This window comes from Actinomadura sp. 6N118, from assembly GCF_044326415.1.
Classification (GTDB): Bacteria; Actinomycetota; Actinomycetes; order Streptosporangiales; family Streptosporangiaceae; genus Spirillospora.
In genome coordinates this window covers 271974-294512 of the sequence record NZ_JBIRAZ010000015.1, presented here as the reverse complement: position 1 = coordinate 294512, position 22539 = coordinate 271974, and the positions used below count along the sequence as shown (strand labels likewise).

Genomic DNA, 22539 nt, shown 5'->3' with positions numbered 1-22539 from the left:
CCCCCGCCCCCGCCCGCGAACGCCCCACAGCCCCCGCCGCCGGACGCCCAGCAAGGACCTACGGGATAACGACGATCTTGGCGTGCTCCTCCGGGCGGGCCAGATCCTCGAACGCGGCGGCCACGCCTTCGAGCCCGACCGTTCCGGTGATGATGGAGCCCGCGTCGATCCGGCACTCGGCGATGTCGTTCAGCGTCACCCCGTACTCGGCGGGGTAGGCGCCGAAGCTGCCGCGGATGTCGAGCTCCTTGCTCACTGCGACGCCGGGCTCGATGCGGTCGGACTGCATGCAGACACCGACCACCATGATGGTCGAGCCCGCCGGGGCTCCATCGATGACCTGCTGGAGGATGCCCGGCACGCCGACGCACTCGAAGACGACGGCGCTGCGGTTCTCCGTGCCGAGGAGCTCGGAGGCGATGCGTTCCACCGTGCTGGTGGGCACGCCGAGGTCGGCCCAGCGGTCGTACGGTGACGCCGTGGCGGGGTCGATGAGCTCGTCGGCGCCCAGCCCCTCGGCGAGCGCCCGGCGCCGGGCGGAGAAGTCCACGGCCAGCACCGGCCCGTGCCCCCTGGCCTTGAGCTGGGCGACCACGCCGAGGCCGATCGGTCCGAGCCCGAGGACGACGGCGACGTCGTCCAGGCCGATCCCGCTGCGGTTCACGGCGCGCGCCGCCACCGCGAACGGCTCGGTGAGGGCGGCGACCTTCGGGTCCAGCCCGTTCGGCACCGCCATCGTGAGGCCCTCGTTGAGGATCATGTATTCGCCGTAGCCGCCGGGGTACATCGGCGCGTACCCGATGATGCCCGCGCCCTGCGGCCCGATTCCGATCGGCGGCCCGCACACGATCGTGCCCGCCGGCAGCGTGCGCTGCGTACCCGGCCCGTGCTCGACGAGCTCGCCCGCGAACTCATGGCCGAACACCAGCCCGTCCCGGGGGTCGTAGGGCGTGCCGCCGGAACGGCGCGCGGTCTCCATGAAGGCGTCGGGGTCGGAGAGGGCATGCAGATCGGAGCCGCAGATGCCGCAGCCGAGCGTCCGCACGAGCAGTTGCCCCTCCTGCGGAACCGGGTCGGCGACCTCGGTCACGATCATCGATTTGCCCTTGGTCAACGCGGCGCGCATGGCGGCCTCCCAGCCTTGACGACCCCTCCACGATGCCACCGATTGCTGGCGATCCGACAGCCGGGGCAAATGACGCCAAACGATCTTGGCAGAAGTTGCCATTGGGAACGGAATTACCCGATGTCAGCTTTGGGGCTCATGAGAGCCCCGAACCTTGCGTGGTCGGCGATTCTGGCCGCATCACTGGCGGTGCCGGCGTCACTGGCTGTGCCGACGTCACCAGCGGCGAACGCCTCCGCACAGACCTCCGCCGCGTCGCGCTCCGCCGCCGCGGCGCCCGTGTGCGATCCGACCCAGACCGCCCCGGTCTACCGGGGCAAGGTCCCCTCCCCCAAGGAGGTGCTCGGGATCACCCTCGGCGAGCGCCAGGTGACCGCCGCGGAGTCCGACCGGTACCTGGAGACGGTCGCCGCCAAGAGCGAGCGCGTCATCTCCGGCACGCTCGCCCGGTCCGCCCAGGGCCGCCCGCTGAAGTACGCGATCGTCGGCCGGCCGGAGCTGCTGACCAAGACGGGCCTCGCCAAGGTACGGCTGGACGCCGCGCTGCTGCGCGATCCGCGTACGCCGGGCAAGGTCGCCGAGCACATCGCCGCGAACGGCGTGCCGATCCTGTGGGTCACCGGCAACGTGCACGGCGACGAGCCGAGCGGCACCGACGCCGCGCTGAAGGTGCTGCGCGATCTGGGCGACCGCTCCGACTGCGCGGCCACCAACATCCTCGACAAGTCGCTGGTCATCGTCCTGCCGACGCAGAACCCCGACGGCCGTGAACTGGACAGTCGGCAGAACGCCTACGGCTTCGACATGAACCGCGACTGGTTCGCGCGGACGCAGCCGGAGACCGACGGCAAGCTGGCGATGCTCAACAAGTACCCGCCGGTGCTCTACATCGACGCCCACGAGATGGGCGGGACGTCGTACTTCTTCCCGCCCAACGCCGACCCGATCTACCACGAGACGCCCGAAGAGGCGATCGGCTGGATCAACGACATCTACGGCGCGTCGATGGCGGCCGAGTTCACCCGGCAGGGCATCGACTTCTTCAACCGCGACGTCTACGACCTCTTCTACCAGGGGTACGGAGACACGGTGCCGACGACCGGCTTCCACGCGGCGGGCATGACGTTCGAGAAGGGCGGCGAAAGCCCCTACCCCGACCGCGTCAGGGAGCAGTACCTCACGCAGTGGGTGACGCTGTCGGCGGGCGTCGCCAAGCGCCAGAAGATCCTCACCCAGTGGCACAAGATGGCGGTGGACGCCTACCAGCAGGGTGCGGCGGGCAAGCTGGAGCCCAACCAGATCTACAACCCGCCGAACAAGGTCGACCGCCAGGTGCCCGACCGTAAGGTGCGGCACTGGTTCCTGCGGGCCGACGACCCGGCCAAGCGCGCCGAGGTCCGCACGATCGTGCGCCGCCTCCAGCGCATGGGTGTGAAGGTCAGCCGGCTGACCCGGCCACTCAGCGTGCCCGACTACAAGGCGTACGGGCGGTCCGAGGCGAAGACCACGCTGCCCGCAGGCACGTACTGGATCTCGATGGCCCAGGGCCAGAAGCACTGGATCCAGGCCATGCTGAACGAGGACTCCTACACCCCGTTCCCCTACTTCTACGACGTGACCGCGTGGAGCATGCCGCTGCTCGGCAACGTGTCCGGCGGCTCCTCCGGCGTGGAGCTGCAACCCCGCGCGACCACGGTGCAGCCGCTGCCCGCCGAGGGCTCCGCCCGTCCGGGCAAGGCGCCGAAGACCGCGATCCTGCAGCTGTCGACGACCTCGTCGGCGGCACGCCAGTCGGCCGGCTGGCTGCGGCACCGGCTCGACCGCGAATGGAAGCTCAAGCACACCGTGCTCAGCCCGGCCGACGTTGCCAAGGGCAAGCTGGCGGGCGTCAAGGTGCTGCTGGTGCCGAACGGCCCGGCGTCCGGCGGGTACGACGCGCTCGGCGAGGCCGGCCGCGCCGCCCTGCGGAACTGGACCAACGCCGGCGGCCGGTTCGTCGGCTGGCAGGGTGGCACGCAGCTCGCCGCCCGGCTCGGCCTGACCACCGCCACGCTGACCGACCCGACCTCCGATGTGCCCGGCTCGCTGCTCCGGGTCAAGGTGAACGAGCGCAGCCCGCTCGCCAAGGGCGTCGGCGCCAGTGCCTGGCAGTTCTACGCGTACGACGTGGTGATGAGGCAGCCCGACCCGGCCAAGGTCGCGGTGGCCTACCCGGCGGCCGACTCGCCTGACTGGTTCGTCTCCGGGTTCGAGCGCGGTGCGGCCGAGCTCGGCGGCACCGCCGCAGTGGTCGACGAGCGGGTGGGCCAGGGCCGTGCGGTGCTGTTCGGCGGCGAGCCCAACTTCCGGGCGTTCTCCGACGGCACGGCCAAGCTGCTGCGCAACGCGGTCTTCGGCGGCAACCCGGCGAACGTCCGGTCGCTGGCCGCCCCGGCACCGTGGTCGGGCCCGGCCAGGCAGGCCGCCGGCCTGCTCCAGGCCGAGTCGCCGATCCGCGTCACGGTCAAGGCGCCCGACGCCGCCAAGGCCGCCGCGGCGCTGCGTTCGTTCGGCGCGACCTGGTCCGTGCGTCACACGGGCAGCGTCGTCCACTACGTGGTCGACAACCCGCGGGGCCTGGACATCGACCACCACCCGTGGGCACGCCGGCTCCCGGCCACCATCCGCAAGGCGGGCATCACACCCGTCGCGGTCGTCCTCCCGTAGTCACGTCCACCCCGGCCGCCATCGCCTGGATCAGCGCGCGAACAGTCAGCGCACGATCCAGGCGATGGCGGTCATCGTTCCAGGCGGAACCTCGGTGAAACCGCCGTCCCGGACGGCGACCGTGGCGTGCCGGACGCACTCGCGCCAGGGAACGTCACGAGTCAGGTGAATGCGCGCGTCCCCCGACAACCATGCTTCGATGTCAGGCTGGCCCGCCTGGCGCAGCATGAGCTGCGCCGCGTGACCGCACTGGGCCGCGGCCTTCCCGGTCGTGATGGTGATGTCGGGATTGAGGGCGATGGCCGCGTAGGGCGGCTCCGGCGGCGGCTTGGGATCCTCGTCTGGAGCCAGGTCGAGCCCGGCGACCTGCAGCTTGGCTATCTGCGGCGGCACCTCCGCCACCGGAGACGGCACGAACGCGCGGACCTCGGCGCCGTTGACGTCCACCGTGACACCCGGAAGGGACTGGACCTCCGGCCACCGCACACCCCGGGCACGCCGCGCGACCTTGCGGATCCGGCGGGCCTCCCACTCGCGGACGGCCTCGTGCCACTCGCCCTCCGGATCCGCCGCGCGCGGGTCGGTGAGCAGTTCCACGACCGCCGTCGCGGCGGCCTCGCAGACGGCCTCATGAGAGGGCGGGTCGAGCTTCTCGGCCCGTACCACCAGTTGCATCGCCCAGGGCGGATCGTCTCTCGGGTCATAGTCAGGTCGCACGCCAGGAGTATTCCATTCGCATATTCCGCGCTAATCAGTCGCCCTGACCACGACTTTCCGGAGCCGGATATGGGTACGGCAACTCGTACCGTCCCTCGGACGTTCTGCCCTCATAAGGGGTGTGGCCCGTGGGACGGCCTCGTCCTGGGGTGCGAGGGAAAGCGGCGGGAGACGGAGGTCGCCGGTGACCAGTAACGCCAGTGCCTGGGGCAACTCCATCCCCGGGATCGGGACGTTCTTCGTCGGCATCGACGTGGCGCCGGGACGGTACCGGTGTGAAGAGGGCAAGGGTGGGTGGTGGGTGCGCTTCACCGGGCCGGGCGGAGGTCAGCCGGTGGGTTCGTGGCCGCTGCCCGCCGGCCCGACCGAGATCGAGATCGCGCCGACGGACTTCGCGTTCGAGACGCATATCGGCACGTACTGGCGCCTCATCGGCCCCGCGCCGGAGTCGGGCCGAGGCAGCTCGGCCACCGAGCTTCGGCCGGTGGCCGACCCGTCATTGCGCGCGGAGCTGGATGTCATCGTCGGCCGGCAGCGTCCGTTGGCCTGGATGGCTCCGGTGACCGTGCTCGGGTTCGGCGTGATCGGCTCACCCCTGCTCGGCGAGCTCTGGCTGCTCGCACTGGCGATGCTGGCCCTCATGGTGGCGCTCGGCACCCCGTCTCTCTCGCTGGACCTGCGGCGCGCCCGCGAGCTGGAGCGCCGCCGTGACAGGTTCCTCATGCCCGAGGACCTCGACGATGAGGGTCGCGAGTTGCTGGCCCGGGTGCAGATGGCGGTCACGACCGTCCAGGAGTCGGAGGTCAACCAGGAGGGACTTCTCGACACGGTCGACAACGCCGTGACGTTGCCGCGCCAGGAGTGGGAGATCGCCCAGGTGCTGGCCAAGCAGGCCAAGCTGCGCGCCGAGCAGGCCGAGTTCACCGAGACCGCGCCGCTGCCGGAGATCGAGGCGGCGCTGCGGCCGCTGCGCGACAAGCTGCAGCTGTCGGTCGAGGCGGTGACGCGCCGGGTCGAGGCGCTGGAACGTTACGCGGACCGGACGCGCGCTGCGGACGAGGCGCTGCAGGCCCATCGTCATCTGGAGACCCTCGCCGAACGGGCCCACGAGTACGACGAACTGCTCGCCGACACCGTCCGCGACGAACTGGCCATCCCCTCGATCGAACGGCTCACCGAGCAGGGCGACGAGCTCGTCCGGGCCCTGCGCACCCGGCTCGCCGAGGCAGCCGCGGCGGGCGGCCTGGCTGAGGGAGGCGACGAGCTGCCACCCGCCAAGTGATCAGATCGTCCCGGTGTACATGAGTGCGAAGACCAGGTAGGGCACCAGGAACACCCAGCTCACGACGACGATGCCGTGCAGCACCTCACCCGGCTCACGGTCATTAGACGGCGCGTTCACTGACACGGGCGGGTGGGGTGGACTGCCCGCCCGACCCCCTCGTCCGCGCGGACGGTCCCGTCCGCAGCCCCCACCCGCCGTCCATCGATCGAAAGCCGCGCTCGACACCCTTCAGATCTAATGACGACGCGTCCCGCAGAAAAGTTCGAAATTCCCCCGTTCGCGCCATTCATCCCCCCCGCCTGGCGCTGACGATCTCTGCCAGAGGGTGTCAGGTTGGGTGCCTAGATTCGGTTCCGGAGGTGACAGGCATGGCACGAGCGGCCATCGGATTCAGGGACCACTCAGGATGGGCGGTTCTCGTCGCCGTCGGCGGCGAGGCCGGCTCGCCGCAGGTGCTCCTGCGCGAACGGGTCGAACTTCTGGACGATCCCGAATTGCCCGCGCAGGTCTACCACGCGGCCGCCAGCCGTGACCTGGACGAGGCGGCCGGCCTCATCGCGACCGTGGAGCGGTCGGCCCGCGCGGCGGCGCGCACGGTCGTCGCTGCCGCGGTCGCCCAGCTCAAGGAATACGACGTGGCCGCCGTGGCACTCGGTCTCGACCGCGCCGAGTTGCCAGAGGATCTGGCCAAGGTCCTCCGCAACCACACGTCCCTGCATGTCGGCGAAGGTGAGCTCTACCGTGAGGCCCTCGCCGACGCCGCCGAGGCCTGCGGACTCCGAGCCGTCCGTTATGACTTCCGGTCCCTTGCCGAGACCGCCACGCCCGTCCTCGGCGCGGACGTCCGCGACCGGATCGCCGCCTGGCGGCGCGAGATCGGCCCGCCCTGGGCACGCGACCACAAGGACGCCGCGCTGGCCGCCTGGCTGGCGCTGGCGACCCTATGATCCAGGCATGTTCCTGGTGCTCCTGACCTACAACGCCCCGACCGAGAAGGTCGACGAGGTGATGGACGAGCACCTCGCCTGGCTGGACGAGCAGTACGCGGCGGGCGTCTTCCTCGCGTCCGGCCGCAAGGTGCCGCGCACCGGCGGCGTGATCCTCGCCGCCGGGCACGACCGCGCGGCGGTCGAGGAGATCGCGACGCGCGACCCGTTCTGGCGCGAGGGCGTCGCCAGCTTCGAGCTCGTCGAGTTCACGCCGACCAGGGCCGCCCCGGAACTGCAGGCCCTCGTTGAGCCGCCCGACTGATCGAGAAAGATGGCCGCGAACGCCAACCTCCGCCGGTCTCCTGGCGTGTGTAACGGGTGACAAGGAGGCGGAATGGCGCGATATGACGGCCTGCCCGAGTTCGTGGCGGCGCGGGGACAGGCGCTGCTGCGGTCGGCGTACCTGCTGACCGGTGACGGCCACCTCGCCGAGGACCTCGTGCAGAGCACGCTGGTCAAGGTCGCACCCCGATGGCGGCGCGTGGCCGCAGTGGGCAATCCTGAGGCGTACGTGCGGAAGATGCTTTACCACGAGCACATCAGCTGGTGGCGGCGGCGCAGCCGGCGTAACGAGTTGCCCAGCGCGGCTCCCCCGGACGACGAGCGGCGTCCCGACTTCGCTGACGGTGCGCTCCTGTCGATGGTCCTGCAGCAGGCGCTCACCAAGCTCACCGCCAAGCAGCGCGCCGTGATCGTGCTGCGCTTCTACGAGGACCGTTCCGAGATCGAGACCGCGGAGCTGCTGGGCTGCTCGACCGGGACGGTCAAGAGCCAGACGCACCGCGCGCTGGCCCGGCTGCGCGTCCTCGAACCCGGCCTGGCCGACCTCCTGACCGACGCCGAGACCCTGGAGGCGACCCGATGACCTCGCGACTCCACCACGCCCTCAGCGAACTCGCCGAGCAGGCGCCGGCCCCGCGGACCGAGCTGACCGGCCATGTCATCACTCGGGCCCGCCGCCGCAGGCGCGTGCGCCTGATCGCGATGCCCGCCGCGGCCGCCGGCGTCGCCGCCGCGATCGTCGTGGGCTCGGTGCTGACCGGGGGCACCACCAACTCCGCCCCGCCCGCCGTGACCGTGACGGTCCCGCGGAACGGCGTGCTCAACGACGGCCCGCTCCCCGGCCCGCTGCCAGCGGAGAAAGCCGAACCGATCAGGTACGCCTTCCTCGACCACTGCAAGCAGAAGGGCGGCCTGAGTTACAAGCCGCCCGTGGGCGACTGCGGACAATGGCGACTGCTCGACCGGTCCGGCAAGCTGTGGCGGGTCGCCGACGGCATGGGCGCGTACCCGACGAGCACTGGCGACTACATGAACAGCAGCGCCCCTTTGGAGATCAGCCCGGACGGCCGGCGCATCGCCTACTTCAAGGTCAAGGAGCAGCGTTACGTGGTCCGGGATCTGTCGTCGGGCCGGATCACCCCGGTCGGCCGGCGGATGTCCCTCCCCGAGCTCTATCGCGCGCCCGCTGCCATGGCCTTCTCAGGTGATGGACGGTGGCTCGCGGTCGCGTCCGGCGGCCGTTCCCTGCTCGCCGACACGACGACCGGGGCCGTGTCCGTCCTGCCCGCCGGGTCCGTCGTGGGCCTCGGCCAGGACGCCGCCACGGTCGTCCTGACCGAGACGAAGGGCAGCCGGACGACCCTGGTGATCACCGGCCGGGACGGCCGGGTGCGCGGACGCGTGCCGCTCGACCCGAGGGCGAGCCTGGACATGGCCTCGGGCGAGAACTGGCTCTCGCCCGACGGCCGGACGCTGTTCGCCAGTCGCAGCTCGCATGATGGTGCCGTGCTCGTGGATGTGCGCACCGGCAAGGTCATCCGGACACTCCGGATCAGGATGCCCGGGGGCGGGACGCTGGGGGGCATCACCGGTTGGGCCGGCCCGTCGAAGGTCTTCACCGCCCACGCACTACCCGGCTGGGATGAGCCGGCCGGTCCGGGCCCGGCCCCGAGGCGCCACCCCTTCATGCGCAGCAGAGGCTTGATCATCGACCTCGACACAGGGAAGTCCAGAGTCCTGGACACCTACAAGCTGCGGGCGAGCCAGATCTCCAACGTGTATGGCGGCTACACGTCCTGAGGCGTCAGGAGGCGAGGAGCTCGCGGACCTGGGCGGGGCCGGTGAAGACCTCGGCGGTCATCCCGGCCTCGCGGGCCGCGAGGACGTTCCGCTCGGCGTCGTCGAAGAAGATGACGTCGGCGGGGGTCACGCCCAGGCGTTCTGCGCAGATCTCGTACGCGCGCGGGTCGGGCTTGGCGACGCCGATGTGGCAGGAGTAGGTCAGCGCGTCGAAGCGGCTCAGCCACGCGTCGTGGCGCGCCTCGAAGCGCGGGACGAGGTCGGCGATGATGTTGGAGAGCAGGCCGAGTGTGCGGCCCTGGTCGGCGAGCTCGACGACGAGCTCCACCATCTCCTCGTCGACCTCCGTCCAGCTCTCCAGGTCCGCCTCGATCAGCGCGGGGACGTCGGCGAAGGTCGCGCCCAGGCGGCCCGCGACGGTCGCCCAGTAGGCGGGGCTCTCCTGCCCGGCGTCGTAGTCCGGGCGGCAGGCCCAGTAGGCGTCCCAGAAGGGCGCGCCGGAGATCCCGGCGAGCCGCTCCAGCCGTTGCCTGGCCGCCGGGGTCTGAGTGAGGGCGATCACTCCGAACAGGTCGAACACGATCACGTTGGACATGCATCCGAGCCTAGGGCGCCGCCCGTACCAGTTTGATCAGAGGGAGGTGCGGAGGCGGATGGCGGCCTTGCGGACGGCGGCGGGGTCGGCGTCGCGTAGGAGCACGTCGGCCACCAGGGCCGCGGTGCGGCGGAGCTCGTCCTCGCCGAAGCCGCGCCGGGTGATCTCCTGCGTGCCGATGCGGAGCCCCCGGTCGGGTTCGCCCGGGACCTGCCAGGGCAAGCCGATGGCGCTGAGGTAGATGCCGGCGTCGGCGAGGCAGTCCATGGCGGCTCGGCCGTCGCCGACGTCCACGGCGACGTGGTGGGACTCGGTGAAGCCGCGCGCGGCGCCGGCGACGGTGAAGCCCTCGTCGCGGAGCGCGGCGGCGAGTAGCCGGGCGTTCGTGATGCAGCGGTCGGCGTAGGCGCCGCCGTCGGCCATGATCTCGGCGGCGGTGACGGCGAGCGGGGCGAGCCGGCCGGCGTCGTAGTTGGCGGTCAGGCCGGGGAAGACGGCGGTCGAGAGCCGCTCGGCCAGCGCGGCGTCATCGGTGGCGATCACACCGCCGGGCGGGCCTCCGAACGACTTGTACGTGGAGAACGTCAGGATGTCGGCGCCCTCGGCGAGAGGCCGCTGGAACCGGCCCGCGGCCACCAGGCCCGCCATGTGGGACGCGTCGTACAGCAGAGGCGTGTCTCCCACGAGCTCGGCGATCACCGCGACGTTGTGCGGGAAGAGCAGCAGGCTCGCGCCGATGACGACCAGCCGTGGCCGCTCGCGTTCGAGGAACTCGGCCAGCGCGTCGAGATCCACGTCGAACGCGTCCGCGTCGTACGGCAGGTCCACCACGCGCAGTCCGCGTATCCCGGGCGCGCCCACCGCGTGGTGGCTCGTGTGCCCGCCCGCGCGCTCGGGCAGCACCGCGATGGTGTCGCCTGGGTCGGTCAGCGCGGTGTAGACGGCGAGGTTGGCCATGGTGGCGCTGTGGCTGCGCACTTCGGCGAAGCGTGCCCCCAGCAGGCGGGCGACAAGCGTCGGGGCGAGCACCTCCAGCGTGTCCAGGTGATCGAGCCCGGACTGGTACTTCTCCCCCGGCCAGCCCATGCTCGGGCGGCTGCTGACCAGCGAGTCGGCGACCTCGCGCGCGGCCGGGCTCATCAGGTTGGTGCCCGCGTAGAGCACGATCCCCTCCGCGTCGAACTTCCGGGCGTGGTCGCGCAGGGCTCCGCGTACGGTTTCGGACACGCCCTCAGGCGACAGATCGGTGAGTTCCGCCGCCACCTCGGCGATGCGGGACCGTGCGATCGGCGACGCCCAAGGCGCCACTTCCTGGCTCAATTCACCCTCCTCAGCGCTTCTCTAGGTCAAACCGTAGAGAACAGGACGGGATGGGCACCAGAGGAGATCTTGCCAAGGCCCTTGCGGGTCGTCAGTCTTACAGCAAGCGCTTGCTACGAACGCGTAACCTGATGTCAACACGCCAAACTGAGCAAGCGGTTGGGCGTACACGGCATAATGAGAGGGTGACGACCACGAGCACTAATTCCGGACGACCCAAAGCCCGCACCACCGGTGAGGGCGGGAGCCGCCGTCGCGGCAAGGGCACACCCGCCCTCGCCTCCGAACGGCGCGAACACCTGGTGAAGCTCGCGGCCGAACTCTTCGCCGAGAAGGGCTTCCAGGCCACGACGGTGCGCAACATCGCCGAAGAGGCGGGAATCCTCTCGGGCAGCCTCTACCACCACTTCGACTCCAAGGAGTCGATCGTCGACGAGATCCTCTCGGGCTTCTTCCGGGAGATCATGTCGGCTTACCAGGGGACCCTCGACCAGGGCCTCAATCCGCGCGAGACCATCGCCGGGCTCGTCCGCATCGCCTTCGGCACGCTGGAGCCGCACCGGGCCGCCATCACGGTGATGCAGAACGACTGGAACTACCTCAAGGGCATGGAGCGGTTCGCCTACCTCACCAAGTCCGAGGACGAGGTCGAGAAGATGTGGGTCGACACGATCAAGGACGGGCAGAAGGAGGGCCTGTTCCGCGACGACATCGATCCCAAGCTCACCTACCGGATGATCCGCGACACGGTCTGGGTGGCGGTGCGCTGGTTCAAGCCGGGCGGCCGCCTCAACTCCAAGGGCCTCGCCGAGCACTACCTGAAGGTGATGTTCGACGGGATCAACACCCACTAGCGCGGGGTGGAGGTCGCGTTCGCCACGACGGGCTGGTCATTCGCCTCTGGGGGGCTCGGTCCCCGCGTAGTAGGCGGGTGACGAGGCCTGCGGCTGCGTCGGCTGCCCCGGCTGCGTCGCGGCAAGGCCGGGATGAGGCGGTCCGCCCAGCGGCCCGGGTTGCGCGGCGGGCTCCAGGTCCGGGCGGCGGATCATGGCGAAGACGACGGCGGCGAGCAGCGCGACGAGCACCGCGATGACGAGCGGGATGCGATAGACGTCGTCGAAGTTCGAAAGGCGCGTCGAAGCGGTGCCGCTGAGGTCGCGCGCCTCGCCGAGGAGAACGAGCAGGATGGCGAACTGGCCGCCCAGCCACTGGCACAATTCCTGGAGCCCGCCCCCGAAGCCGGTCAGCCCATCGGGCGGGTCACCGACGATCGCCACCACCAAGGCAACGGTCAGCATGCCTATGGCGACGCCTTCCAGCAGCAGGAGGACGGCCACGACGGGATAGGTCGTGTCGGCGTCCAGCATGACCAAGGCACCCAGCGCGCCGAGTGCCAGCGTGACCGGGGCCACCGCGAGCGGCCGGCGGACGCCCGCCTTCGCGATCAGCAGCCCGGTGAGCGGCGCGGCGACCAGAGCGCCCACCATGGTGGGGATCAACCGCAGACCGAACCACTGCCCTCCTCTGGCCGTGGAGTTATAGATGCTCGCCTCGAACAGCGCTCGGTCATAGACGTAGTACGCGCCGAACACCGCGACGCCCGTCAGGACCGTGGCGGCGAGCCGCGGTGGGAGCAGCGCGGGCCGGACCGTCAACTGCACGACGACCAGGGCGAGCAGGGACACGGCCCCGATCACCAGCCCGGCCAGGGTGCGCCAGTCGGTCCAGCCGTTGGCGTCGCCGGACCAGAGCCCGAAGACGAGGCTCAGGCCGAGCAGCCCCATGAGCACGGCGCCGGGGATGTCGACAGCGCGATCGGGCCCGCCGTGCCGGGAGTCGCGCGTACCGATCACGCCGATGAGGAACGCCAGCATCACGAACGGGAGCACCGCGAGCGAGACGATCCAATTGTCCGCGCTGCCGAACAGCGACACCATCACCGAGCCGAGCACGGCAGGCATTCCGGCCACGGCGCCCCAGATTCCGGCCGCGAATCCGAAGCCCCTCCCGGGGAAAGCCTCGCGCAGCAACGCGACGCCGGTGGCCGACACGGCCGCCGCACACAACCCCATCAGGGCTCTCGGGATGACGTTGAACCACCCGTCCGCGATGTCGGGAACGGCCTGGAACAACACCGTCTGCAGGACCGACGCGACGGCGAAGCCACCTAGCCCGGCCAGGAAGACCTTCTTGCGCCCGATGCTGTCGGCGACGCGCCCCATCGGGACCAGCGCCATGGCGACGACCGCCGGATAGGCGACTCCCAACCAGAACCGCATGTCCCTGTCACCGCGGAGCGGCAGCAGGGTCTGGGACCAGTACAGGCCCAGGCCGAGCGCCAAGGTGGCGAGGCTGACCGCGACGACGGTGAGCGCCGGGTTGCCGTGCGCCTGCGGGGTGGCGGCTCCGGTCGGCGGAGGCGGCGAGGGCGGCGGGATCAGCGGAACCTGCGAGGGCGGCGGGATCGGTGACTGGAACGGGACCTGGCCGGGCGGGGGCGGGACCGCCATCTGGACGGGAGGAAGCGGCGGCGGTGTGATCTTGCCGGTGGCCATGCCCGCGCCCTGTTCGAGGAACGGCTCGACGGCGGTCGCCCCGGCGGCTGCCGGGGCCGCGCCCTGGTGGCCGAGCAGGCTGAAGACCAGCTGCGCGGACGTCGGGCGGTACGCGGGGTTCTTGTTGAGGCATGCGGCGACCAGCCCCGCGAGCGGGGCGGGCAGGACCGACAAGTCAGGCTCGGCGTGGAGGATCCTGTGCATGACCGCCGGGATGGTGTCGCTGCCGAACGGGCTCCGCCCGGTCGCGGCGAACACCATGGTGGCGCCCCAGGCGAACACGTCGGTGTGCGGGCCGAGCGCCGCGCCCGCCACCTGCTCCGGGGCCATGTACGCCGGGGTGCCGACGACGTGGCTGGTCATGGTCCCGGCGCCGTCCAGGGCCCGCGCGATGCCGAAGTCGATGACGCGCGGGCCGTCCGGGCCCATCAGCACGTTCGGCGGCTTGAAATCGCGATGCACGATCTCGGCCTGGTGGATCGCGGCGAGCGCGGTGGCGGTGCCGATCGCGAGGCGGTGCAGGTCGCCGCCGGAGCGCGGCCCGTCCTCCAGCACCAGCTGCTGGAGCGACCGGCCCTCGACGAACTCGCTGACGATGTACGGCTGGTCGCCCTCGGCGTCGGCGTCCAGCACCTGGGCGGTGCAGAACCCGGCGACCCGTTCGGCCGCCTCGATCTCGCGCACGAAACGCGCACGGGCCGTCGGGTCGCCGCTCAGCTGCGCTCGCAGCAGCTTGACGGCGACCCGCTCGGCCTCGGGTCCGCGGCCTTCGAACACCACACCCTGGCCGCCCTCCCCCAGGCGGCCGACGAGTTCGTAGGCGCCCAGTCGTTCGGGATCGCCCGGCTTGAGCGGTTCGGCCATTGGTCCCCCGTGCACGAAGTACCTGATCTCCGATAAACGGTGACCATTTGACCACACCGCGCGGCGCCCAGGTCAGCCTTCTGCGTGCGACAACCTGGCCGGAAGCAGACGAGCCAGCGGCTTGGGCAACCACCAGTTGGCCTTGCCGCAGATCTCCATCAGTGCGGGCACGAGAACGAGCCGGACGATCGTCGCGTCGATCAGCACGGCGACGCCGAGGCCGAGTCCCATCTGCTTGACCGCGATGTCGGCGCCGAGCAGCACCGACAGGAAGACCATGACCATGATGGCCGCGGCGGCGGTGATGACCCGGGCGGTCCGGGCGAGCCCCTGCGCGACGGCCTCCCGCGTCTCCACACCGTGCTCGTAGTACTCGCGGATCCGGGAGACCAGGAACACCTCGTAGTCCATCGACAGCCCGAACAGGATCGGGAACATCATCAACGGCACCCACGTGGCGACCGGCATGTCGGTCGGGAACCCGAGCAGGCTCCCGGCCCAGCCCCACTGCACGACGGCGGTCAGCACGCCGTAGGCCGCGCCGATCGACAGGAGGTTCATGAGCGCGGCCTGCAGGGCCACGGTGACCGACCGGACCAGCACGACCAGGAGCAGCAGCGACAGGCTGACGACCACCGTGATGAGCCACGGCAGCCGGGACTGCACGCTGTCGGCGAAGTCGATCGACGCGGCGTTGGGGCCGCCCACGTGCACCTGTGTGTTCGTCCCGGCGATGGCGCGCGGCACGACCTCGTCACGCAGCTTGTGCACGAGCTTGGGTGTCGCCTCGTCCTGCGCACCGGTCTTCGGGAACGCGACGAACACCGACGCCGCGCCGTCCTTGCTGGTCATCGGAGGCTGCACGGCGGCCAGTCCGGGCGTCTCCCGGACCGCGGCGGCGACCTTCCGCGCGTCGCCGCCCTCGACCACCACGACGAGCGGCGCGGCCGTCCCGGCGCCGAAGCCCTCGGACAGGATCCGGTGCGAGGCGTACCCGCTGGTGTCGTGCGGCTGCGTGCTGGAGTCCGGCAGGCTCAGGCGCATCGACAGCGCCGGGGCGGCCAGCACCAGCAGCACAGCGGACGCGGCCAGCCCGGCCACGACCGGGCGGCGCTGCACTGTGCGCGCCCACCGCTCGGCGAGCGGGCGGCGTGCCCGGCCGAGGCCCGGCATGCGCAGCCGGTCGATGTTCCGGCCGGTGAAGCCGAGCAGCGCAGGCAACAGCGTCACGGCGGTGAGCATCGTCATCAGCACGGTGACCCCGGCGGCCACCGCCACCCCGTTCAGCAGCTTCTGCTGCATGACGAACAGGCCCATCAGCGCGATCACCACGGTGACGCCGGCGAACAGCACGGCCCGGCCCGCGGTCGCGATCGCGGTGACCGTGGCGTCCTCCGGGTCCCTGCCCTCCGCGAGGCCCTCGCGGTAGCGCGTCACGATGAAGAGCGCGTAGTCGATGCCCACACCGAGACCGATCAGCGCGGCGACGATCGGGCCGAACGAGGGTGCGGGCAGCAGATGGCCCAGCAGGGAGATGAGCGCCAGGCCGCCGCCGATCCCGAAGAGCGCGGTCACGATGGGCAGCCCCATCGCCAGCACCGAGCCGAACGCGATCAGCAGGATGACGATCGCGGCGAGCAGGCCGACGCCCTCGGAGCCGCCACCGCCCGGCGTCTCGGCGATGTCGACCGCCGCGCCGCCCAGTTCGAGGCGGACCGGGCCGGAGCCCTTACGCACGTCGTCCAGCAGCTTGGTGACCTCCTCCTTGGGCATGTCGTCGGACGGCACGTCGAGGTTCGCCGTCGCGAAGGCCGTCTTGCCGTCCCCGGAGATCTGCCCGAAGCCCTGGTACGGGGAGGACACCGATGCGACGTGCGGGGTCTTGCCGAGCCGGTCGACGGCCCGTTCGACCTCCACCCGCACTGCGGGGCTCCGCACCCCGCCCTCGGCGCGGACCGCCAGCGTGATGCTGTCGCCGCTCATCTCCGGGAAGTGGTCCTCGAGCAACTCGGTCGCCTTGGCCGACTCCGACTCGCCGCCCGAGAAGTCGTTCAGCGGATCGGCCGCGAAGCCGAAGCCCACGAACAGCACGAGGACCGTGCCGAGGACCCAGCCGAGCACGGTCAGCCGCCGGCGCCGGTAACAGAGCCGCGCAAGCCGGGCCAGCGCGCCTTCGGGCGGTGAGGGGGTCGTCACAGAAATCACCTTCGAGGTCGTCAATACTTGGCATGTGCCTTCTCTGACAGAGCCTCGCGTTCAGTGACCTGTGGCACATCCGGCCTGCGATGACACTTAACCGTGTCCGTACTCCCGCCGGAGTACGCCCCGCGCTGTACGCCGATCCGACAGACTGTCGGTACACATGGTGTGTTTCATCACATGTGGCCCAGATGTGGTGACGATTCTTGGCATGGGAACGCTGTTACCGGTGAGGTCAACGGGGGGAAGGGGCGCGCGGATGTCGTCTCAACGGGGCGCTGCCGCCGGGCGGGAGGAACCGCCGCCGGCGGAGCTTCGCGCCGCGCTGACGCGGGGTCTGCAGGAGCAGTTTCCGGGGGTGCGGGTCTGGTACGGCGACGCGACCGGCTCCTGGTGGGCCCTGGTGCCCACCGTGGCAGGCCCGCGGCTGGTCGAGGCACCCACGCCTCAGCAGCTGCGCGACGTCATCATGAGTGCGCGCTCCCGGGGGTGACGAGCCCGGACTCGTAGGCAAGGACGACCAGCTGCGCACGATCGCGCACGCCGAGCTTGCTCATCGCCCGGCTGACGTGCGTCTTGGCGGTGAGCGGGCTGACGACGAGCGCCCCGGCGATCTCGTCGTTCGACAACCCGCGCCCGACCAGCCGGACCACCTCGCGCTCCCGCGCGGTCAGCAACGTCATCGGCCCGCCGGGCGCGGCCGCCGCCCGGGCCTCGGGGCCATGCCGGACGTACGCCTCTATCACCGCGCGCGTGACCGCGGGCGCCAGCAGCGAGTCCCCGCCCGCGACCACGCGGACGGCCTGCTGGAGGTCCTCCGGTTCGATGTCCTTGACCAGGAAGCCGCTCGCCCCCGCGTGCAACGCCCGGAAGACGTTCTCGTCCTCGGCGTACGTGGTGAGCACGACGACCCGCACGCCACCCAGCGCCGGGTCGGCCGTGATGCGCTGGGTGGCGGTGAGCCCGTCGATCTCGGGCATCCGCAGGTCCATCAGCACGACGTCGGGCAGGTGCCGCCGGGCCATGGCGACTGCGATGCCGCCGTTCTCGGCCTCGCCGACCACCTCGATGTCGGCCGCCGTCTCCAGCAGCACCCGGAACCCGGCCCGCACGAGCGACTGGTCGTCGGCGAGCACCACCCGGATGACCTGCTGGGTTTCGGGCCGTGCCGTGTCCCCGATCATGCTGCGTCCCGGGGCAGCCGCGCGGTGACGACGAAGCCGCCGCCCGGGCCGGGCTCGGCGGTGAACGTCCCGCCCAGTCCTTCCGCGCGTTCCCGCATGCCGTTCAGCCCGTGTCCGCACTCCTCCGCGGACCCCACCCCGTCATCGGCGATCTCCAGGACGACATCCTCCGGTTCGTACACGACGCACACCCGCGCGTTCACCTCGGGACCCGCGTGCCGCAGCACGTTGGTCAGCGACTCCTGCAGGATGCGGTACGCGGCGTGGTCCACGGCGGGCGCGAGCCGTCCCGAGGTCCCCGTGACCGCCAGCTCGACGGGCACCCCGGCCGCCCGGACCGCCTCGACCAGCGCCGTCAGCCGTTCCAGCCCCACCCCGTCGGCCTTGTCCGCCGGTTCGGCCCGCAGCACTCCCAAGGTGTCCCCCATCTCCCTCAGCGCGCGCTTGCTGGTCTCGCGGATCGTGCTGAGCGCCGTACGGACCTCGTCGGACGCCGGGTCCTCGCCGTGCACGTGCAACGCCGTGCGCGCCTGCACCGTGATCGTGGCCATGCTGTGCGCCACGGTGTCGTGCAGCTCGCGGGCGATCCGGACCCGGTCCTCGGCGACCCGCCTCGCCGCCATGATCTCGCGCTCGTCGGCCGCCATCCGCAGCCGTTCCTGCGCCTCCTCCGCGAGCGCGCGGCGGCTCCGCACCACCTCGGCCAGCAGGATCACGGCCACCGCCAGCCCGCCGTTCGTCAGGAACTCCGACAGCGCGTTCAGCGCCTCGATCTTCTCGTTGAAGACAACGATGATGTAGCCGCCGACGTAGAACGTGGACATCACCCCGACGGCCCAGCGCAGATGGCCCGCGATGACCGCCGAGTAGAGCGCCGGAGCCAGCACCGTGATCGGTGATATCCCCGGATAATCCGACGAGTAATAGGCGAACAGCACCAGGCTCGACAACAGCAGCGCGGCGAGAGGCCGGCGCCGGTGCAGGAGGATCGGCAACGTCATGAGGACGCCCAGCGTGTAGGCGAACGCGTCGGGCGACCGCGACGACGGTTCCAGTGCCTCATGGATCATGATCGCGTTGACCACCCCGGCCACCATCGCGATCCCGGCATCGATCGCAAACCGCCGCAGCCCCGTCATGAGGTCACCGTACGCCCGCGAGGAATAACCTTGACCGGTCCGTTACGGGCGGGTGAGGACGGCGGCGCTGCCGTAGCTGCCGCCAAAGCCCGTGCAGAGGGCGACCTCTGCGTCGCGTACCTGGGCGGTGCCGGTGCCACGCAACTGGCGCACCGCCTCGGCCACGTTATTGAAGCCATGGACGTAACCCTCGGAGAGAAGACCACCGTGCGGGTTGACCGGGACGCGGCCGTTCCAGGCGATCTCCCGCCTCCGCAGGGCGTGGCCGAGGTCTTCGCGCCGCACGAGGCCGAAGTCCTCCAACTGGCGGGGCACCAGCCAGCTGTACGCGTCGTAGAGGAGGGACACGTCGATGTCATCGGGCTTCATGCCCGCGGCCTCGTAGAGAGGCCCGGCGACGTACGACGAGAAGATCCTGGTGACGTCCTCGGCCTTGTCCATGGTCGAGGCACCGGGGCCGCCGCCGCGGACCACCGCGTGGATCCGGGGGGCCTCCGGGGCGAGGTCGGCCTTCGTGACCACGAGCGCGCAGGCGCCGTCGGTCTCCTGGCAGCAGTCGAGCCGCCGGAGCGGCGAGGCCACCATAGGACTGTCCAGATAGGCGGCCAGGTCGATCGGCTCGCGGCGCAATGCACGGGGGTTGAGGGCGGCGTGCTCCCTGGACTGGGCGACCACGCTGTAAGTGTCCTCGCCGGTCAGCCCGGCATCGTGGAGGTAGCGCTGCCCGGCCAGGGCGAACTGGTGGACAGGCCCGGCCATGCCGTACGGATGGGTGAACTGTTCCTCGGTGCCTTCCCCCAGCTTGAGGCCGAGGGTGTTCATGCGGCGGCCAGAACGGCCGTTGAGGGCTCGGTAAACAAGGACACTGTCGGCGATCCCGGCGGCGACGAGCATGGCCGCGTCGGCGAGGATCGACGCGCTCTGCGTGCCGCCGCCGTAGATCTCGTTGTGCCACCCGATTTCCGGGAGCCGCAGCTCGCGGGCCAGGTAGAGGACGGGCGCGGAGTCGTTCAGGTGATAGCTGAGGATCGCGCCCGGCCGTTCGACCACACCACCGGTGGCCTCGGCCGCCTCGGCGAGCGCAGCGCGAGCCGCCTCGGCGGCCAACTGCAACTCGGTCCGGCCTGACTCGCGAGACAGCGCGGTCATCCCGATGCCCGCAATCGCCGCCTTGCCCGCGAAACCCTGCACGCCCACCCGATGCCTCCTCGATCTGCTGGTCAGATGACCGCCTGCCCGCATCCGCACGCGAGCGCGCGACCGGGTCGTGAAGCAAGCCGAAGGCGAAGCTTCACGAGAGATCGCGAAGCGATGTCGCGCTCGCCGCTTTTGCGGTTCGGGGTCCGAGCCGCCAGGCGAGGACCCCGAGGCCGAAAAAGCAATAAGCAATGCCGCCTGCCGGGACGGGGCGCGATCCATCCCGACAGGCGACTTCCCGCGAAACTAGCCGCATTCGACGTATTAGACAAGCGCTTGCTCGGTCGAATTGCCCAGCCATCACGCGAGCGCGCTACCTGAGCCTTGAGTGCAGACCTACAACTCGTATTGGATGGCGGCGCGCTCGGCGAGGATCGGCTTGATGTACTCGTCGATGACCGCTCGGTGGGCCGGGTGGTCCCGGTAGGCGACGTAGGCGTCCTGGTCGGCGAAGTCGGCGACCACGACGAAGTCGTGGTTGCCCTGGTTGACGCCCGCGTCGGCGCCGACGCTGAGCAACGCGATCTCGGGGATCACGCCGGTCAGCCCGGTGAGGCGGGTGGCCACCTCGTCCTGCTGGCCGGTGGTCGTGCCCGCGGCCCACTTGAACATCACGACATGCCGAAAACCGCTCATGCCGAAACCGTAGCGCGGGGGAAACGGGCCGGTCAGACCGAGCCCAACTCGGCGGCGACCGTGGCGCCCAGCTCCCAGCACGCCTCCAGGTCCGCGCGGGACGGCTCGCCGATCACGACCCGCGGGGGAAGCACGGCGCGCCACTTCAGGCCGGTCGTGATCGATTCGAGCGCGCGGAGGGCTCCGGTGGCGTCGTTGCCGCCGTGGAGGTACGCCCCGTACGGCCGCCGGACGGTCTCCTCCAGGCACGGGTAGTAGATCTGGTCGAAGAAGTGCTTGAGGGCACCGGACAGGTAGCCGAGATTGACCGGGCTGCCGAGCAGGTAGCCGTCGGCCGAAAGGACGTCCACGGGCGAGGCGGTCAGCGCGGGACGGGAGATCACCTCCACGCCCTCGATCTCGTCGGTCGTCGCGCCGGAGCGCACCGCCTCGTACATCGCCTGCAGGTTCGGCGACGGCGTGTGGTGAACGATCAGCAACGTCTTCATCGATTCCGACCCTAGCCGGGTGGCTTCGCCGGGGTGTGCCCGCCAGCCAGCTCGAACGCCTCTGATCGCCGTCACTTCTTTCATTGAGCACGGGCACACCTGTTAGGCTTCCCAAGCGAGCGCTTGGTACGTAATGATGAGTCAGGCGTCGGACGTCGCGGCGGCGGTACCGCGTGCAACCGCCGGGCCCGCTGGAGAAGTAGAAGGAGCCGTACACGTGGCTGACCGCCCGGTCAACGACCCGGCCTTGAGGGGCAGGGTTTGCAGCTCGTGACAGTCCCTGACTGGGAGGACGGTGACATGGCCGCATGGGGCATGTTGACGAATGCCCACGCCGTGCGTGCGCGTCTTTGGACGTTCACGGCGGCGATGTGGTCGGCGGGGCCAGCGAGCCCGCACCGACGACAGGAGAAGTCGTCCCGGGTGGAACGGTTCTTTTTGGAGACGTGCCCGCAGCGCGGGCAGGTCTGGGAGGTGTAGTGCGCGTCCACGCTCACCACCGGCACCCCGGCCCGCATGGCCTTGTAGCCGATAAAGGTCTCGAGCTGGTGGAACGGCCAGGACGAGATGGTGGCCCGCTGGTGCCGTGCAACCCTTGTCCGGTCACGGATGCCGCCCAGGTCTTCCAGGGCGATCCCGCGTCCGGTGCGTTCGGCATCGGCCACCACCGCCTTGGCAATGGCGTGGTTGATGTGGGTGGCGTGCCGGGTCTCCCGGCGCGCGCGTTTCTTCAGCTTGCGTTTGGCGGACTTGGTGCCCTTGGCCTGCAACTCGGCGCGCACCCGCGCCATCCGCCGCCGATACCTCGCCAGGCCCCGGCCCTGATGGTTCTGGCCGTCGGAGGTGGTGGCCAGGTTGGCGATGCCCCGGTCCACGCCGATCCAGTCACGCGGATCAGCGTTCAGCGGCGCTTCGGGCACATCGCAGGTCGCGACCAGCAACCACTTCCCGTCGCGCAACAGCAGGTCCGACTCGCCCTGCCGGTGCTCGGCAAGCGTCTTCAGCTGCGCGGGCGACCCGGTGTAGGCCACGCCCTTCAGACGCCCGTGCACCGTCCACAACGACACCGTACGGGCGTCGTACTGCCACGACAGATTCCGGTCATCAAAAGGGTGCGCCGCATCAGGGCGGAAGGTGATCGGCTTGCCCTCGGCCTTGAGCCGGCGCGGCGAATCCTGCCCGCCCAGCCGCCCGGCCTTTATCTGGCCGCGCAATGTCGTGTAAGCGTCCACGACCTTCTTGATCACCCGGACCGCGGCCTGCGCCCCCAGCCCCTGCGACCTGAGCTCGGTGTAGACGGCGCGGTGCAACGCCACCTGCCGGGCCCCCAACCCGAACTCGCGGTACGCCACCGCCGACGCGTGGTTCGCCGCCGCGTTGCAGGCGTGCAGGGTCGCGCTGAGGGCCGCCGCCTGCTCGGGCGTCGGCAGCAGCTTCATCTGCACCACGACCTTCAC

Annotated in this window: 20 protein-coding genes; 8 read left to right on the top strand and 12 right to left on the bottom strand. The window is 70.7% G+C overall.

Going from position 1 to position 22539, the window contains the following annotated elements; genetic code table 11:
• Positions 1–58: 58 nt before the first annotated feature.
• Entirely contained in the window at positions 59–1126 is a 1068-nt protein-coding gene (locus tag ACH34W_RS35195; RefSeq protein ID WP_395965470.1) for a zinc-binding dehydrogenase, read from the bottom strand.
• A 138-nt stretch (positions 1127–1264) separates the two neighbouring features.
• On the opposite strand from ACH34W_RS35195, the gene ACH34W_RS35190 reads away from it, so the two are divergent.
• Complete coding sequence (locus ACH34W_RS35190; RefSeq protein ID WP_395965469.1) at positions 1265–3832, top strand: M14 family zinc carboxypeptidase; 2568 nt, start codon at positions 1265–1267, stop codon at positions 3830–3832.
• 45 nt (positions 3833–3877) lie between these two features.
• On the opposite strand, the gene ACH34W_RS35185 is transcribed toward ACH34W_RS35190, so the two are convergent.
• Entirely contained in the window at positions 3878–4549 is a 672-nt protein-coding gene (locus ACH34W_RS35185; protein WP_395965468.1) for a hypothetical protein, read from the bottom strand.
• A 184-nt stretch (positions 4550–4733) separates the two neighbouring features.
• Here ACH34W_RS35185 and ACH34W_RS35180 point away from each other — a divergent pair, with 184 nt between their 5' ends.
• The 5 genes from ACH34W_RS35180 (at position 4734) to ACH34W_RS35160 (ending at position 8905) form a co-directional block, all read left to right on the top strand.
• Entirely contained in the window at positions 4734–5831 is a 1098-nt protein-coding gene (locus ACH34W_RS35180) for a hypothetical protein (RefSeq protein ID WP_395965467.1), read from the top strand.
• 371 nt (positions 5832–6202) lie between these two features.
• Positions 6203–6781, top strand: coding sequence for a hypothetical protein (locus ACH34W_RS35175; protein ID WP_395965466.1), 579 nt, complete (start codon positions 6203–6205; stop codon positions 6779–6781).
• A 7-nt stretch (positions 6782–6788) separates the two neighbouring features.
• Positions 6789–7085, top strand: coding sequence for a YciI family protein (locus ACH34W_RS35170; protein ID WP_395965465.1), 297 nt, complete (start codon positions 6789–6791; stop codon positions 7083–7085).
• Positions 7086–7157: 72 nt separating this feature from the next.
• Positions 7158–7688 (top strand): SigE family RNA polymerase sigma factor, encoded by a 531-nt coding sequence (locus ACH34W_RS35165; protein ID WP_395965464.1) that lies wholly within the window; start codon positions 7158–7160, stop codon positions 7686–7688.
• Positions 7685–8905, top strand: a complete 1221-nt coding sequence (locus ACH34W_RS35160) for a WD40 repeat domain-containing protein (RefSeq protein ID WP_395965463.1) — start codon at positions 7685–7687, stop codon at positions 8903–8905. Before ACH34W_RS35165 ends, ACH34W_RS35160 begins: the two co-directional genes overlap by 4 nt.
• A gap of 4 nt (positions 8906–8909) precedes the next feature.
• Here ACH34W_RS35160 and ACH34W_RS35155 read toward each other — a convergent pair whose 3' ends face one another.
• Together ACH34W_RS35155 and glyA are read right to left on the bottom strand one after the other, a co-directional pair.
• Positions 8910–9500 (bottom strand): HAD family hydrolase, encoded by a 591-nt coding sequence (locus ACH34W_RS35155; RefSeq protein ID WP_395965462.1) that lies wholly within the window; start codon positions 9498–9500, stop codon positions 8910–8912.
• A gap of 36 nt (positions 9501–9536) precedes the next feature.
• Entirely contained in the window at positions 9537–10820 is a 1284-nt protein-coding gene (gene glyA / locus ACH34W_RS35150; protein WP_395965461.1) for a serine hydroxymethyltransferase, read from the bottom strand.
• Between the two features lie 185 nt (positions 10821–11005).
• On the opposite strand from glyA, the gene ACH34W_RS35145 reads away from it, so the two are divergent.
• The gene (locus ACH34W_RS35145) at positions 11006–11674 is read left to right on the top strand and encodes a TetR/AcrR family transcriptional regulator (RefSeq protein WP_395965460.1); all 669 of its coding nucleotides are present in this window, start codon (positions 11006–11008) and stop codon (positions 11672–11674) included.
• 36 nt (positions 11675–11710) lie between these two features.
• Here ACH34W_RS35145 and ACH34W_RS35140 read toward each other — a convergent pair whose 3' ends face one another.
• Positions 11711–14239 carry a bifunctional serine/threonine protein kinase/MFS transporter gene (locus ACH34W_RS35140; protein WP_395965459.1) on the bottom strand — a complete coding sequence of 843 codons (2529 nt, stop codon included), beginning with the start codon at positions 14237–14239 and terminating at the stop codon, positions 11711–11713.
• 72 nt (positions 14240–14311) lie between these two features.
• Positions 14312–16435, bottom strand: a complete 2124-nt coding sequence (locus ACH34W_RS35135; RefSeq protein ID WP_395965458.1) for an MMPL family transporter — start codon at positions 16433–16435, stop codon at positions 14312–14314.
• Positions 16436–16697: 262 nt separating this feature from the next.
• Between ACH34W_RS35135 and ACH34W_RS35130 the strand changes: the two genes are divergently transcribed.
• A complete protein-coding gene (locus tag ACH34W_RS35130; protein WP_395965457.1) occupies positions 16698–16931 on the top strand; it encodes a hypothetical protein in 234 nt (77 codons plus the stop codon).
• On the opposite strand, the gene ACH34W_RS35125 is transcribed toward ACH34W_RS35130, so the two are convergent.
• The 6 genes from ACH34W_RS35125 to ACH34W_RS35100 form a co-directional block, all read right to left on the bottom strand.
• On the bottom strand, positions 16906–17622 hold the full coding sequence (locus ACH34W_RS35125) for a response regulator (protein ID WP_395965456.1): 717 nt from the start codon (positions 17620–17622) through the stop codon (positions 16906–16908). The genes ACH34W_RS35130 and ACH34W_RS35125 overlap by 26 nt on opposite strands.
• Positions 17619–18761 (bottom strand): sensor histidine kinase, encoded by a 1143-nt coding sequence (locus ACH34W_RS35120; protein WP_395965455.1) that lies wholly within the window; start codon positions 18759–18761, stop codon positions 17619–17621. Before ACH34W_RS35120 ends, ACH34W_RS35125 begins: the two co-directional genes overlap by 4 nt.
• Positions 18762–18803: 42 nt before the next feature.
• The gene (locus tag ACH34W_RS35115) at positions 18804–19958 is read right to left on the bottom strand and encodes a thiolase C-terminal domain-containing protein (protein ID WP_395965454.1); all 1155 of its coding nucleotides are present in this window, start codon (positions 19956–19958) and stop codon (positions 18804–18806) included.
• Positions 19959–20294: 336 nt separating this feature from the next.
• On the bottom strand, positions 20295–20594 hold the full coding sequence (locus ACH34W_RS35110) for a Dabb family protein (protein WP_395965453.1): 300 nt from the start codon (positions 20592–20594) through the stop codon (positions 20295–20297).
• 32 nt (positions 20595–20626) lie between these two features.
• Entirely contained in the window at positions 20627–21082 is a 456-nt protein-coding gene (locus ACH34W_RS35105) for a flavodoxin family protein (protein WP_395965452.1), read from the bottom strand.
• 233 nt (positions 21083–21315) lie between these two features.
• The gene (locus ACH34W_RS35100; RefSeq protein ID WP_395965451.1) at positions 21316–22539 is read right to left on the bottom strand and encodes an RNA-guided endonuclease InsQ/TnpB family protein; all 1224 of its coding nucleotides are present in this window, start codon (positions 22537–22539) and stop codon (positions 21316–21318) included.

Bases quoted from the DNA above. Each gene is read 5' to 3' on its own strand.
- ACH34W_RS35120 (WP_395965455.1), bottom strand. From the start codon at position 18,761: ATGACGGGGCTGCGGCGGTTTGCGATCGATGCCGGGATCGCGATGGTG.
- ACH34W_RS35125 (WP_395965456.1), bottom strand. From the start codon at position 17,622: ATGATCGGGGACACGGCACGGCCCGAAACCCAGCAGGTCATCCGGGTG.
- ACH34W_RS35165 (WP_395965464.1), top strand. From the start codon at position 7,158: ATGGCGCGATATGACGGCCTGCCCGAGTTCGTGGCGGCGCGGGGACAG.
- ACH34W_RS35155 (WP_395965462.1), bottom strand. From the start codon at position 9,500: ATGTCCAACGTGATCGTGTTCGACCTGTTCGGAGTGATCGCCCTCACT.
- ACH34W_RS35110 (WP_395965453.1), bottom strand. From the start codon at position 20,594: ATGAGCGGTTTTCGGCATGTCGTGATGTTCAAGTGGGCCGCGGGCACG.
- ACH34W_RS35175 (WP_395965466.1), top strand. From the start codon at position 6,203: ATGGCACGAGCGGCCATCGGATTCAGGGACCACTCAGGATGGGCGGTT.
- ACH34W_RS35190 (WP_395965469.1), top strand. From the start codon at position 1,265: ATGAGAGCCCCGAACCTTGCGTGGTCGGCGATTCTGGCCGCATCACTG.
- ACH34W_RS35170 (WP_395965465.1), top strand. From the start codon at position 6,789: ATGTTCCTGGTGCTCCTGACCTACAACGCCCCGACCGAGAAGGTCGAC.
- ACH34W_RS35160 (WP_395965463.1), top strand. From the start codon at position 7,685: ATGACCTCGCGACTCCACCACGCCCTCAGCGAACTCGCCGAGCAGGCG.
- ACH34W_RS35195 (WP_395965470.1), bottom strand. From the start codon at position 1,126: ATGCGCGCCGCGTTGACCAAGGGCAAATCGATGATCGTGACCGAGGTC.
- ACH34W_RS35130 (WP_395965457.1), top strand. From the start codon at position 16,698: ATGTCGTCTCAACGGGGCGCTGCCGCCGGGCGGGAGGAACCGCCGCCG.
- ACH34W_RS35105 (WP_395965452.1), bottom strand. From the start codon at position 21,082: ATGAAGACGTTGCTGATCGTTCACCACACGCCGTCGCCGAACCTGCAG.
- ACH34W_RS35140 (WP_395965459.1), bottom strand. From the start codon at position 14,239: ATGGCCGAACCGCTCAAGCCGGGCGATCCCGAACGACTGGGCGCCTAC.